General features: G+C 63.5%; 9 protein-coding genes and 2 tRNA genes. All 11 read left to right on the top strand.

Annotated features, from left to right (window positions below; all coding sequences use genetic code 11):
• Positions 1-5 precede the first annotated feature (5 nt).
• The 11 genes from ABUE11_RS01780 to rpoC all read left to right on the top strand — a co-directional run bounded on the left by ABUE11_RS01780 (position 6) and on the right by rpoC (position 13,732).
• Positions 6-80, top strand: a tRNA-Thr gene (locus tag ABUE11_RS01780).
• Between the two features lie 72 nt (positions 81-152).
• Positions 153-1,343, top strand: a complete 1,191-nt coding sequence (tuf, locus tag ABUE11_RS01785) for an elongation factor Tu (protein WP_367067312.1) — start codon at positions 153-155, stop codon at positions 1,341-1,343.
• Positions 1,344-1,352: 9 nt separating this feature from the next.
• A tRNA-Trp gene (locus ABUE11_RS01790) sits at positions 1,353-1,428 on the top strand.
• 88 nt (positions 1,429-1,516) lie between these two features.
• On the top strand, positions 1,517-1,900 hold the full coding sequence (secE, locus tag ABUE11_RS01795) for a preprotein translocase subunit SecE (protein ID WP_367067313.1): 384 nt from the start codon (positions 1,517-1,519) through the stop codon (positions 1,898-1,900).
• Positions 1,900-2,490 carry a transcription termination/antitermination protein NusG gene (gene nusG / locus ABUE11_RS01800; RefSeq protein WP_367067314.1) on the top strand — a complete coding sequence of 197 codons (591 nt, stop codon included), beginning with the start codon at positions 1,900-1,902 and terminating at the stop codon, positions 2,488-2,490. The genes secE and nusG overlap by 1 nt, the downstream gene beginning before the upstream one ends.
• Positions 2,491-2,655: 165 nt before the next feature.
• Positions 2,656-3,087: a 50S ribosomal protein L11 gene (rplK, locus tag ABUE11_RS01805; RefSeq protein WP_367067315.1), complete on the top strand. Its 432-nt coding sequence runs from the start codon at positions 2,656-2,658 to the stop codon at positions 3,085-3,087.
• Between the two features lies 1 nt (position 3,088).
• Positions 3,089-3,784, top strand: a complete 696-nt coding sequence (gene rplA, locus ABUE11_RS01810) for a 50S ribosomal protein L1 (protein WP_367067316.1) — start codon at positions 3,089-3,091, stop codon at positions 3,782-3,784.
• 235 nt (positions 3,785-4,019) lie between these two features.
• A complete protein-coding gene (gene rplJ, locus ABUE11_RS01815; protein WP_367067317.1) occupies positions 4,020-4,526 on the top strand; it encodes a 50S ribosomal protein L10 in 507 nt (168 codons plus the stop codon).
• A gap of 51 nt (positions 4,527-4,577) precedes the next feature.
• Entirely contained in the window at positions 4,578-4,958 is a 381-nt protein-coding gene (rplL, locus tag ABUE11_RS01820) for a 50S ribosomal protein L7/L12 (protein ID WP_367067318.1), read from the top strand.
• A 288-nt stretch (positions 4,959-5,246) separates the two neighbouring features.
• Entirely contained in the window at positions 5,247-9,371 is a 4,125-nt protein-coding gene (rpoB, locus tag ABUE11_RS01825) for a DNA-directed RNA polymerase subunit beta (RefSeq protein WP_367067319.1), read from the top strand.
• Between the two features lie 131 nt (positions 9,372-9,502).
• Complete coding sequence (gene rpoC / locus ABUE11_RS01830) at positions 9,503-13,732, top strand: DNA-directed RNA polymerase subunit beta' (protein ID WP_367067320.1); 4,230 nt, start codon at positions 9,503-9,505, stop codon at positions 13,730-13,732.
• Positions 13,733-13,801 lie beyond the last annotated feature (69 nt).

Raw genomic sequence — 13,801 nt, forward strand, 5'->3', positions numbered from 1 at the left:
TGATTGCCCATGTGGCTCAGTGGTAGAGCACTCCCTTGGTAAGGGAGAGGTCGCGGGTCCGATTCCCGCCATGGGCACCATATTCAATGGTGCAAGCCCGGGTGGCTGCATCAGTTTTGTCGTGTAGTTGTAGTTTTTTCGGAGTCGAAAAGATGGCAAAAGGTAAGTTTGAGCGCACCAAGCCCCACGTGAACGTGGGCACGATCGGCCACGTGGACCATGGCAAGACGACGCTGACGGCGGCCATCGCCACGGTGCTGGCCAAGAAGTTCGGCGGCGAAGCCAAGGGCTACGACCAGATCGACAACGCGCCCGAAGAAAAGGCCCGCGGCATCACCATCAACACCTCGCACGTCGAGTACGAAACCGCCACGCGCCACTACGCCCACGTGGACTGCCCCGGCCACGCCGACTACGTGAAGAACATGATCACCGGCGCCGCCCAGATGGACGGCGCCATCCTGGTGTGCTCGGCCGCTGACGGCCCGATGCCCCAGACCCGCGAGCACATCCTGCTGGCCCGCCAGGTGGGCGTGCCCTACATCATCGTGTTCCTGAACAAGTGCGACATGGTCGACGACGAAGAGCTGCTCGAGCTCGTCGAAATGGAAGTGCGCGAACTGCTGGACAAGTACGAATTCCCCGGCGACGACACCCCCATCATCCGCGGCTCGGCCAAGCTGGCCCTCGAAGGCGACCAGTCCGACAAGGGTGAGCCCGCCATCATGCGCCTGGCAGAGGCCCTGGACACCTACATCCCCACGCCCGAGCGCGCCGTCGACGGCACCTTCCTGATGCCCGTGGAAGACGTGTTCTCCATCTCCGGCCGCGGCACCGTGGTCACGGGTCGCGTCGAGCGCGGCATCATCAAGGTCGGCGAAGAAATCGAAATCGTCGGCATCCGTGACACGCAAAAGACCACCGTCACCGGCGTGGAAATGTTCCGCAAGCTGCTCGACCAAGGTCAGGCCGGCGACAACGTGGGTCTGCTGCTGCGCGGCACCAAGCGTGAAGAAGTCGAGCGCGGCCAGGTGCTGTGCAAGCCCGGCTCCATCAAGCCGCACACGCACTTCACGGCCGAGGTGTACGTGCTGTCCAAGGACGAAGGCGGCCGCCACACGCCGTTCTTCAACAACTACCGTCCGCAGTTCTACTTCCGCACGACCGACGTCACGGGCTCCATCGAGCTGCCCGCCGACAAGGAAATGGTCATGCCCGGCGACAACGTGTCGATCACCGTCAAGCTGATCGCCCCCATCGCCATGGAAGAAGGCCTGCGCTTCGCCATCCGTGAAGGCGGCCGTACCGTCGGCGCCGGCGTGGTGGCCAAGATCATTGAGTAATCAAAGCAAAGGGGTATAGCTCAATTGGCAGAGCGTCGGTCTCCAAAACCGAAGGTTGTAGGTTCGATTCCTACTGCCCCTGCCACCTGAATCGGTGGTGAACAAGCCCGCCACGATCTGGCGGGCTTCGGCGTCTTGTAAGGCGCCTGACCAAGAGCACGGAAATCTCATCTATGGCCACTTCCCAGGTTGAAACGGTCACCGGTGGTGCGGACAAGGCAAAGTTGTTCGCTGCGGTGGTTGTCGTTGTCGCTGCTGTCGCTGGGTTCTATGCCCTGAGCAAGCATGGTCCCCTGGTTCAGTGGGGTGCACTCCTGCTGGGTTTGGTGTTGGCCGTTGCGCTCGTCTTGGTTTCTGAGTATGGCCGTCAATTCATTGGTTTTTCGCGTGACGCCTCTCGTGAGGTGAAGAAGGTCGTCTGGCCTACGCGCAAGGAATCGCTGCAGATGACGGGCTATGTGTTTGCGTTCGTCGTTCTCATGGCGCTTTTCCTATGGTTCACCGACAAGACCTTGGAATGGGTGCTCTACGACTTGATCTTGGGATGGAAGAAGTAATGGTGGATGCCGCTCAAGCTGGAGGTGTTCAGTCTTCCGTGGATGCCGCGGTGAACCCCGATCTTCGCTGGTACATCGTGCACGCCTATTCCGGCATGGAAAAGGCGGTCGAGCGCAACATCCAGGAGCGCATCTCGCGCGCGGGGATGCAGCAGAAGTTCGGTCGCATCCTCGTTCCCACCGAAGAGGTCGTGGAGATGAAGAACGGCCAGCGCAAGACGACGGAACGTCGTCTGTTCCCTGGCTATGTGTTCGTCGAAATGGTGATGGATGACGACACCTGGCACCTCGTGAAGCACACCAGCAAGGTGACGGGGTTCGTCGGTGGCGCAAAGAACCGGCCGGCGCCCATCTCCGAGGACGAGGTTCAGAAGATCGTCAGTCAGATGCAGCAGGGCACGGACCGGCCGCGTCACAAGATCGAGTTCATGGTCGGCGAGCTCGTGCGCGTCAAGGAAGGCCCCTTTACCGACTTCAATGGAACGGTGGAGGAGGTCAATTACGAGAAGAACCGCCTGCGCGTCTCGGTCATGATCTTCGGGCGCTCCACGCCTGTGGAACTGGAGTTCGCCCAGGTCGAAAAGACATAGATCTACAGACATGGGTCTTCGTGTTCCGCGTCGTTCCAACTGGGCGCGGCACATCGGAGATCTTGTGAATCGCGCTTTCTGACTCGGCGCGAAGCAATGAAAACGAGTCGATAACCCCCGGGGAGCCTGTCTGACGTCAGGCGATATCACCCGCAAGGAGCAATCATGGCGAAGAAAATCGTCGGCTTCATCAAGCTGCAAGTGCCAGCTGGTAAGGCCAATCCATCCCCCCCGATCGGCCCTGCGCTCGGTCAGCGTGGCCTCAACATCATGGAGTTCTGCAAGGCATTCAATGCGCAGACCCAGGGTGTCGAGCCGGGTCTGCCGCTGCCCGTGGTGATCACGGCATTTGCCGACAAGAGCTTTACCTTCATCATCAAGACGCCGCCCGCAACGGTGCTGATCAAGAAGGCCATCAAGCTGGACAAGGGCTCCTCCAACGCCAAGTCCACCAAGGTGGGCAAGATCACGCGCGAGCAGCTCGAAGAGATCGCCAAGACCAAACTCAAGGACATGAATGCAGCCGACGTGAACGCCGCCGTGCGCACGCTGGCAGGCTCTGCCCGTTCCATGGGCGTGACGGTGGAGGGTCTCTGAAATGGCGAAGCTGACCAAGAAGCAAAAGGCCCTGCAGGGCAAGGTCGACAGCACCAAGCTGTATTCGTTTGCCGAGGCCGTGGCCCTGGTGAAGGAAGCCGCCACGGCCAAGTTCGATGAGTCCATCGACGTGGCTGTGCAGCTGGGCGTGGACGCCAAGAAGTCCGACCAGGTGGTGCGTGGCGCCGTGGTTCTGCCCAACGGTACCGGCAAGACGACGCGCGTCGCCGTGTTCGCGCAAGGCGCCAAGGCCGAAGAGGCCAAGGCTGCCGGTGCAGACATCGTCGGCATGGACGATCTGGCGGCTCAGGTCAAGGCTGGCGACATGCCCTTTGACGTGGTGATCGCTGCACCCGACGCCATGCGTGTCGTGGGTGCCCTGGGCCAGATCCTGGGCCCGCGCGGCCTGATGCCCAACCCCAAGGTGGGCACCGTGACGCCCGACGTGGCCACGGCCGTGAAGAACGCCAAGGCCGGTCAGGTGCAGTTCCGTGTCGACAAGGCCGGCATCGTGCATAGCACGATTGGTCGTCGCTCGTTCGACAACGACAAGCTGCAGGGCAACCTCGCGGCACTGATCGAGGCGCTGAACAAGGCCAAGCCTGCCACGAGCAAGGGTGTTTACCTGCGCAAGGTGGCAGTGTCGTCGACCATGGGTGTGGGCGTTCGCGTCGACACGCAATCCATCGCAGCCTGATTGCGATGAATCTTGAAGTGCCCGCGAGGGTGCTTCGGTGGTGGGCCGGTGCGGCATGCCGCATCGGGCCATCCGAGACCGTTGGTGTGCAAGTCGGTTGCACTTAAACCCAAGGGGCCAACGCAGATGGCGATCCCGCTGCAGATGGATTTTTTCCCGAAACAGTTGGTCGCTGCAAACCCCAAGAGCGCGCATGGCTGGATTCGTCCGAAATGCGCATATGAAGGAGTAGACCTTGAGTCTTAATCGCAGTGAGAAAGAAGCGGTCATCAATGAAGTGACCAGCCTCGCCGCTAAAGCTCAAACGCTCGTGATCGCGGAATACCGTGGCATCACGGTCGCCGACATGACCAAACTGCGCGTCGATGCACGCAGCAAGGGTGTGTCCCTGAGTGTTCTGAAGAACACTCTGGCACGCCGTGCTGTGGCTGGCAGCCAGTTTGACGTGGTGGCCGACCAGATGACCGGTCCCCTGATCTATGGCTTCTCCGAAGACGCTGTGGCCGCCGCCAAGGTGGTGGCCGATTTCGCGAAGACCAACGACAAGTTGGTCATTCGCGGTGGCGCCTTCGCGGGCAAGGCCCTGGACGTGAACGGCGTGAAGCAACTGGCCAACATCCCTTCCAAGGAAGTGCTGCTGGCTCAGCTGTGTGGCTTGCTGAAGTCGCCCATCTCCCGCACCGCCGTGGTGCTGGGTGCCCTGGCGGCCAAAAAAGGCGAAGGCGAGGCTGTTGCCGCCTGATGCGTGCACAGCATTTGCAACCCTCTGAAAACCAATTGTTAGGAAATCAAAATGGCATTCGATAAAGACGCATTTCTGACGGCTCTGGACAGCATGACCGTCATGGAACTCAATGACCTGGTCAAGGCCATTGAAGAGAAGTTTGGTGTGAGCGCTGCCGCCATGGCCGCTCCCGCTGCCGGCGGCGCTGCCGGCGGTGGTGCTGCCGCTGCCGAGGAAAAGACCGAGTTCAACGTGGTCCTGACCGACGCCGGCGCCAACAAGGTTGCGGTCATCAAGGCCGTGCGCGAAATCACCGGCCTGGGCCTGAAGGAAGCCAAGGACCTGGTGGACGGCGCCCCCAAGAACGTCAAGGAAGGCGTTGCCAAGGCCGACGCCGAAGCCGCCGTCAAGAAGCTGGTGGATGCCGGCGCAAAGGCCGAACTCAAGTAATTGGGTTTGTCTGCCCGGGCTGGAGGTCTTGCAAAAGGCCTCCAGCCTTTGGTGCTTATGGGTTTTGCATCCAGAACGCACCAGAAAGCTGTTTCGAGACGCACCTGTCTCGCGGTGGTTTTCTAGTGTCTTCTGTCCCGTCCGACAGCAGGAGACGCCTTGGTTCGGGCGATGTGCAACGCATCGCCGTCCGCCATGGTTGGTAGTGGCCAACCGCCAAGCCCGCAGGCCCTTGCCTCGTGGGGCAGTCGTCGAAGACCTCAATCCATGTCTTTGCCCGGAGATCTCATGGCCCAAACATCCACGTACAGCTACACCGAACGCAAGCGTATCCGCAAGAGCTTCGGCAGCCGTGACAGCGTGCTCAAAGTTCCCTACCTGCTGCAGATGCAGCGTGACGCCTACACCGCCTTCCTGCAGGCCGAGACGCCGTCGCAAAAACGTGTCAACGAAGGCCTTCAGGCGGCCTTCAATTCCGCTTTCCCCATCGTCTCGCACAACGGCTTCGTCGAGATGAAGTTCGTCGAGTACAACCTCGCCAAGCCGGCGTTCGACGTGCGCGAATGCCAGACGCGCGGCCTGACCTTCGCCTCGGCCGTGCGCGCGCGGGTGCAGCTCATCATCTACGACCGCGACTCGTCCACCGCGCAGAACAAGGTGGTCAAGGAGGTCAAGGAGCAGGAGGTCTACATGGGCGAGGTGCCCCTGATGACCGACAAGGGCTCGTTCATCATCAACGGTACCGAGCGCGTCATCGTCTCCCAGCTGCACCGTTCGCCCGGCGTGTTCTTCGAGCACGACAAGGGCAAGACGCACAGCTCGGGCAAGCTGCTGTTCTCGGCACGCATCATCCCCTACCGCGGCTCCTGGCTCGACTTCGAGTTCGACCCCAAGGACATCCTGTACTTCCGCGTCGACCGCCGTCGCAAGATGCCGGTGACAATTCTGCTCAAGGCCATCGGCCTGACGCCCGAGTCCATCCTGGCGAACTTCTTCGTCAACGACAACTTCCGCCTCATGGACAGCGGCGCGCAGCTGGAGTTCGTGCCGGAGCGCCTCAAGGGTGAGGTGGCGCGCTTTGACATCACCGACAAGTCGGGCAAGGTCGTCGTCGCCAAGGACAAGCGCATCACCGCGCGCCACACGCGCGAGCTCGAGCAGTCCGGCACCACGCACATCAGCGTGCCCGAGGACTTCCTGATCGGCCGCGTCGTGGCGCGCAACATCGTCGACCCCGACACGGGCGAGATCCTGGCCAAGGCCAACGAGGAGCTGACCGAGGCGCTGCTCAAGAAGCTGCGCTCGGCCGGCGTGCAGGAGCTGCAGGCCATCTACACCAATGAGCTCGACCAGGGTGCCTACATCTCGCAGACCCTGCGCATCGACGAGACGGTGGACGAGTTCGCCGCGCGCGTGGCCATCTATCGCATGATGCGCCCCGGCGAGCCGCCGACCGAAGACGCCGTGCAGGCGCTGTTCCAGCGCCTGTTCTACAACCCCGACACCTACGACCTGTCGCGCGTGGGTCGCATGAAGTTCAACGCCAAGATCGGCCGCAGCGAAGCGACCGGTCCCATGGTGCTGGACAACGACGACATTCTGTCGGTGGTCAAGATCCTTGTGGACCTGCGCAACGGCAAGGGCGAGGTTGACGACATCGACCACCTGGGCAACCGCCGCGTGCGCTGCGTCGGCGAACTGGCCGAGAACCAGTACCGCACCGGTCTGGCACGTATCGAGAAAGCCGTGAAGGAGCGTCTGGGTCAGGCCGAGCAAGAGCCGCTCATGCCGCACGACCTGATCAACTCCAAGCCAATTTCCGCGGCGCTCAAGGAGTTCTTCGGCGCTTCGCAGCTGTCGCAGTTCATGGACCAGACGAATCCGCTGGCCGAGATCACGCACAAGCGCCGCGTCTCGGCCCTGGGCCCGGGCGGTCTGACGCGCGAGCGTGCCGGCTTCGAGGTGCGCGATGTGCACGTCACGCACTACGGCCGCGTCTGCCCTATCGAGACGCCGGAAGGCCCGAACATCGGCCTGATCAACTCGCTGGCCCTGTACGCACGCCTGAACGAGTATGGCTTCATCGAGACACCGTACCGCCGCGTGGTCGATGGCAAGGTGACCAACGAGATCGACTACCTGTCGGCCATCGAGGAGGGCAAGTACATCATCGCCCAGGCCAATGCGACGCTGGACGCCGAGGGCCGCCTCACGGGCGACCTGGTGTCGGCGCGTGAACAGGGCGAATCCACGCTCGTGTCCGCCGAGCGCGTGCAGTACATGGACGTGTCGCCCGCGCAGATCGTGTCGGTGGCGGCCTCGCTCGTGCCCTTCCTGGAGCACGATGACGCCAACCGCGCACTGATGGGCGCCAACATGTCGCGCCAGGCCGTGCCCGTGCTGCGCCCGGAAAAGCCCATGGTGGGCACGGGCATCGAGCGCGTGGCGGCCGTGGACTCGGGCACCGTGGTCACGGCACGCCGTGGCGGTGTGGTCGATTACGTCGATGCCACCCGCATCGTGATCCGCGTGAACGACACCGAGGCCGTGGCCGGTGAGGTGGGTGTGGACATCTACAACCTCATCAAGTACCAGCGCTCCAACCAGAACACCAACATCCACCAGCGTCCCATCGTCAAGAAGGGCGATCGCCTGGCCAAGGGTGACGTGATCGCCGACGGTGCATCGACCGACCTGGGCGAGATCGCCATCGGTCAGAACATGCTGATCGCCTTCATGCCCTGGAACGGCTACAACTTCGAGGACTCGATCCTGATTTCCGAGCGCGTGGTGGCCGAGGACCGCTACACCTCGATCCACATCGAGGAGCTCGTGGTCATGGCGCGCGACACCAAGCTCGGTGCCGAGGAAATCACGCGCGACATTCCCAACCTGTCGGAGCAGCAGCTCAACCGCCTCGACGAGTCCGGCATCATCTACGTGGGTGCCGAGGTGCAGCCCGGCGACACGCTGGTCGGCAAGGTCACGCCCAAGGGCGAGACCACGCTGACGCCCGAAGAGAAGCTGCTGCGCGCCATCTTCGGCGAGAAGGCCTCCGACGTGAAGGACACCTCGCTGCGCGTGGACCAGGGCAGCTCGGGCACGGTGATCGACGTGCAGGTGTTCACGCGCGAAGGCATCCAGCGCGACAAGCGCGCGCAGCAGATCATCGACGATGAACTCAAGCGCTTCCGCCTGGACCTGAACGACCAGCTGCGCATCGTCGAGGCCGACGCCTTCGACCGTATCGAGAAGCTGCTCGTGGGCAAGGTGGCCAACGGCGGCCCGCAGAAGCTCGCCAAGGGTGCGACCATCGACAAGGAATACCTGGCCGGCGTGGAGAAGTTCCACTGGTTCGACATCCGCCCCGCCGACGAGGCCGTGGCCGCGCAGCTCGAATCCATGAAGAACGCCATGGAGCAGACTCGCCACAGCTTTGACCTGGCCTTCGAGGAAAAGCGCAAGAAGCTCACGCAGGGCGACGAGCTGCCCGCGGGCGTGCTCAAGATGGTCAAGGTGTATCTGGCCGTCAAGCGCCGCCTGCAGCCCGGCGACAAGATGGCTGGCCGCCACGGCAACAAGGGTGTGGTCTCCAAGATCGTTCCGGTCGAGGACATGCCCTACATGGCCGACGGCACGCCCGCCGACATCGTGCTCAACCCGCTGGGCGTGCCTTCGCGCATGAACATCGGCCAGGTGCTCGAGGTTCACCTGGGCTGGGCCGGCAAGGGCATGGGCCAGCGCATTGGTGACATGCTGCAGCGCGAGGCCAAGGCCGCCGAGGTGCGCCAGTTCCTCGAGGAGGTCTACAACTCGCGCGGCCGCAAGGAAGAGCTCTCGCAGTTCAGCGATGACGAGATCATGGCCATGGCGCGCGAGCTGACCACGGGCGTGCCGTTCGCCTCGCCCGTGTTCGATGGCGCCTCGGAAGCCGAGATCAAGGACATGCTCAAGATCGCCTACCCGGACGACATCCAGGCGCGCAAGGGCCTGACCGAGACGCGCACCCAGGCCTATCTGTACGACGGCCGCACGGGTGACCGCTTCGAGCGCCCGACGACCATCGGCTACATGCATTACCTGAAGCTCCACCACCTGGTGGACGACAAGATGCATGCGCGCTCCACCGGCCCGTACTCGCTCGTCACGCAGCAACCGCTGGGCGGCAAGGCCCAGTTCGGTGGCCAGCGTTTCGGTGAGATGGAAGTGTGGGCGCTGGAAGCCTACGGCGCCGCCTACGTGCTGCAGGAGATGCTGACCGTGAAGTCCGACGACGTGCAGGGCCGTACCAAGGTCTACGAAAACATCGTCAAGGGCGAACACGCCATCGAGGCAGGCATGCCCGAGTCGTTCAATGTGCTGGTCAGGGAAATCCGCTCCCTGGGCCTGGACATCGAGTTGGAACGCTCCTGATCGGGGCAGGTTTTATAGAAAAAGTGAGCTGTTCGCGCTTGCTCCTCAAGGGTTTGAAGGTGTTTTCTATCTCAAACGCCCTGCAGGCAAGCGCGAGCCACTACGATTTTTGATACAAGGGAAAGAGTCACATGAAATCGCTACTCGACCTGTTCAAGCAATTCACGCCCGACGAGCATTTCGATGCCATCAAGATCGGCATGGCATCGCCCGAGAAGATCCGTTCCTGGTCCTTCGGTGAGGTGAAGAAGCCCGAGACCATCAACTACCGCACCTTCAAGCCCGAGCGCGACGGCCTGTTCTGCGCCAAGATCTTCGGGCCCATCAAGGACTACGAGTGCCTGTGCGGCAAGTACAAGCGCCTCAAGCACCGCGGCGTGATCTGCGAGAAGTGCGGCGTGGAAGTCACGCAGACCAAAGTGCGCCGCGAGCGCATGGGCCACATCGACCTGGCCGCGCCCTGCGCGCATATCTGGTTCCTCAAGTCCCTGCCATCGCGTCTGGGCCTGGTGCTGGACATGACGCTGCGCGACATCGAGCGCGTGCTGTACTTCGAAGCCTATGTGGTCACCGACCCCGGCATGACGCCGCTCAAGAAGTTCTCCATCATGAGCGAGGACGACTACGACGCCAAGCGCAAGGAATATGGCGACGAGTTCGAGGCCAAGATGGGCGCCGAGGGCATCAAGGACCTGCTCGAGGGCATTGACATCGAGATCGAGATCGAGCGCCTGCGCGGTGATCTGACGGGCTCCGAGGTCAAGGTCAAGAAGAACGCCAAGCGCCTGAAGGTGCTCGAGGCCTTCAAGAAGTCCGGCATCAAGCCCGAGTGGATGATTCTGGACGTGCTGCCCGTGCTGCCGCCGGACCTGCGTCCGCTGGTGCCGCTCGATGGCGGCCGCTTCGCCACGTCGGACCTGAACGACCTGTACCGCCGCGTCATCAACCGCAACAGCCGTCTGCGCCGTCTGCTGGAACTCAAGGCGCCCGAAATCATCGCGCGCAACGAAAAGCGCATGCTGCAGGAGGCCGTCGACAGCCTGCTGGACAACGGCCGCCGCGGCAAGGCCATGACGGGCGCCAACAAGCGCGCGCTCAAGTCCCTGGCCGACATGATCAAGGGCAAGAGCGGCCGCTTCCGCCAGAACCTGCTGGGCAAGCGCGTGGACTACTCGGGCCGTTCGGTGATTACCGTGGGCCCGACCCTCAAGCTGCATCAGTGCGGCCTGCCCAAGCTGATGGCGCTCGAGCTCTTCAAGCCCTTCATCTTCTCGCGCCTCGAGGCCATGGGCATCGCCACGACCATCAAGGCCGCGAAGAAGGAAGTCGAGGCCGGCACGCCCGTGGTGTGGGACATCCTCGAAGAGGTCATCAAAGAGCACCCCGTGATGCTCAACCGCGCGCCCACGCTGCACCGCCTGGGCATCCAGGCCTTCGAGCCCATCCTGATCGAAGGTAAGGCCATCCAGCTGCACCCGCTGGTCTGCGCGGCCTTCAACGCCGACTTCGACGGTGACCAGATGGCCGTGCACGTGCCGCTGTCGGTCGAGGCACAGCTCGAGGCCCGCACGCTGATGCTGGCGTCGAACAACGTGCTCTTCCCGGCATCGGGCGAGCCCTCCATCGTGCCCTCGCAGGACGTGGTGCTGGGCCTGTACCACGCCACGCGCGAGAAGATCAACGGCAAGGGCGAGGGCATGGTCTTCACCGACATCGGTGAGGTTCAGCGCGCGCTCGACGCCGCTGAGGTTGAGCTCGCCAGCAAGATCAACGTGCGCCTGACCGAGTGGAACAAGAACAAGGCCACGGGCGAATTCGAGCCCGAGACCAAGCTCGTCGAGACCACCGTCGGCCGCGCCCTGCTGTCCGAGATCCTGCCCAAGGGCCTGCCCTTCAGCAACCTGAACAAGGCGCTCAAGAAGAAGGAGATCTCCAAGCTCATCAACGCCTCGTTCCGCAAGTGCGGCCTGAAGGAAACCGTGGTGTTTGCCGACAAGCTGCTGCAGAACGGCTTCCGCCTGGCCACGCGCGCCGGCATCTCCATCTGCGTGGACGACATGCTCGTGCCCGCGCAGAAGAGCGAGATCATCGGCCGCGCCGAGCGCGAGGTGAAGGAGATCGAGCAGCAGTACGTCTCCGGTCTGGTGACGGCCGGCGAGCGCTACAACAAGGTGGTGGACATCTGGGGCAAGGCCGGTGACGACATCTCCAAGGTCATGATGGACCACCTGAAGAAGGAAAAGACCATCGACCGCCACGGCAAGGAGGTCGACCAGGAGTCCTTCAACTCCATCTACATGATGGCCGACTCGGGGGCCCGCGGCTCTGCGGCCCAGATCCGTCAGCTCGCCGGCATGCGCGGCCTGATGGCCAAGCCGGACGGCTCCATCATCGAGACGCCCATCACGGCCAACTTCCGTGAAGGCCTGAACGTGCTGCAGTACTTCATCTCCACGCACGGTGCCCGAAAGGGTCTGGCCGACACGGCGCTCAAGACCGCCAACTCCGGCTACCTCACGCGCCGTCTGGTGGACGTGACGCAGGACCTGGTCGTGACCGAGGAAGACTGCGGCACCTCCAATGGCTCGCTGATGCGCGCCATCGTCGAGGGCGGTGAGGTCATCGAGTCGCTGCGCGAACGCGTGCTCGGCCGTGTGCTGGCCGAGGACGTGCTGCACCCCGAGACGCGCGACGTGCTCGTGCCCGCGGGCCGCATGCTCGACGAGGACACGATGGAGGAGATCGAGACCGCGGGCGTCGACGAGGTCAAGGTGCGCACCGCGCTGACCTGCGAGACGCGCTACGGCCTGTGCGCCAAGTGCTACGGCCGCGACCTGGGCCGTGGCGGCCTGATCAACCTCGGCGAGGCCGTGGGCGTGATCGCCGCCCAGTCCATCGGCGAGCCCGGCACGCAGCTGACCATGCGTACCTTCCACATCGGCGGTGCGGCATCGCGCGCGGCTGTGGCGTCCAGCGTCGAGGCCAAGAGCAACGGCATCATCGGCTTCAATGCCACGATGCGCTATGTGACCAACACCAAGGGCGAGCTGGTGGTGATTGCGCGTTCCGGCGAGATCATCATCCAGGACGAGCATGGCCGCGAGCGCGAGCGCCACAAGGTGCCCTATGGCGCGACGCTGACGGTGAAGGCCGACCAGCAGATCAAGGCCGGCACCATCCTCGCCAACTGGGACCCGCTGACGCGCCCCATCATCACCGAGTACGCCGGTACGGCCAAGTTCGAGAACGTCGAGGAAGGTCTGACGGTGGCCAAGCAGGTCGACGACGTGACCGGCCTGTCCACGCTCGTGGTCATCGACCCCAAGCGCCGCGGCTCGGCCAAGGTCGTGCGTCCGCTGGTCAAGCTCATCGACGGCAATGGCCAGGAGGTGAAGATCCCCGGTACCGACCATGCCGTGGCCATCGGCTTCCAGATCGGCGCGCTGATCCAGGTGCGCGACGGCCAGGAAGTGGGCCCCGGCGAGGTGCTGGCGCGCATCCCGGTCGAAGGCCAGAAGACGCGTGACATTACCGGCGGTCTGCCGCGTGTGGCCGAGCTGTTCGAGGCCCGCTCGCCCAAGGACAAGGGCATGCTGGCCGAGATGACCGGCACGATCTCCTTCGGCAAGGAAACCAAGGGCAAGGTGCGCCTGCAGATCACCGACCCGGACGGCAAGGTCTGGGACGAACTGGTCCCGAAGGAAAAGAACGTGCTCGTGCACGAAGGCCAGGTGGTCAACAAGGGCGAGCTCATCGTCGACGGCCCGGCCGATCCGCAGGACATCCTGCGCCTCCTGGGCATCGAGGAGCTGTCGCGCTACATCGTCGACGAGGTGCAGGACGTCTACCGCCTGCAGGGTGTGAAGATCAACGACAAGCACATCGAGGTCATCGTGCGCCAGATGCTGCGTCGCGTCGTGGTCGAGAACCCCGGTGAGACCGGCTACATCCAGGGTGAGCAGGTCGAGCGCAGCGAGATCCTCAACACCAACGAGGCCGTGCAGAAGGAGGGCAAGATCCCCGCGACCTACTCCAACGTGCTGCTGGGCATCACCAAGGCGTCGCTGTCGACCGACTCGTTCATCTCCGCCGCATCGTTCCAGGAGACGACGCGCGTGCTGACCGAGGCCGCCATCATGGGCAAGCGCGACGAGCTGCGTGGCCTGAAGGAGAACGTCATCGTCGGCCGCCTGATCCCCGCCGGCACGGGTCTGGCCTACCACCAGGCACGCAAGGCCAAGGACGCCATGGACGAGGCCGAGCGCCGCGCCATCGCCGAGGCCGAGGCCGCCGAGCTGGCCAGTGCCGGCACCGACGGCGCCGCGGCCGAGCTCGACGGCAGCGCCGACCTGGCGGACTGAGGTCCCGAGCCCGCGGCTCCCATGCGGGCAGTGAACGCTCCCGGCCTGCCTTCCCGGCAGGCCGGGAGT

The organism is Oryzisolibacter sp. LB2S (genome assembly GCF_040732315.1).
In the GTDB taxonomy this organism is placed as follows: Bacteria; Pseudomonadota; Gammaproteobacteria; order Burkholderiales; family Burkholderiaceae_C; genus Alicycliphilus; species Alicycliphilus soli.

Excerpts from the sequence above, each read along its gene's own strand:
- tuf (WP_367067312.1), top strand. The coding sequence starts at position 153 with ATGGCAAAAGGTAAGTTTGAGCGCACCAAGCCCCACGTGAACGTGGGC.
- secE (WP_367067313.1), top strand. The coding sequence starts at position 1,517 with ATGGCCACTTCCCAGGTTGAAACGGTCACCGGTGGTGCGGACAAGGCA.
- nusG (WP_367067314.1), top strand. The coding sequence starts at position 1,900 with ATGGTGGATGCCGCTCAAGCTGGAGGTGTTCAGTCTTCCGTGGATGCC.
- rplK (WP_367067315.1), top strand. The coding sequence starts at position 2,656 with ATGGCGAAGAAAATCGTCGGCTTCATCAAGCTGCAAGTGCCAGCTGGT.
- rplA (WP_367067316.1), top strand. The coding sequence starts at position 3,089 with ATGGCGAAGCTGACCAAGAAGCAAAAGGCCCTGCAGGGCAAGGTCGAC.
- rplL (WP_367067318.1), top strand. The coding sequence starts at position 4,578 with ATGGCATTCGATAAAGACGCATTTCTGACGGCTCTGGACAGCATGACC.
- rpoB (WP_367067319.1), top strand. The coding sequence starts at position 5,247 with ATGGCCCAAACATCCACGTACAGCTACACCGAACGCAAGCGTATCCGC.
- rpoC (WP_367067320.1), top strand. The coding sequence starts at position 9,503 with ATGAAATCGCTACTCGACCTGTTCAAGCAATTCACGCCCGACGAGCAT.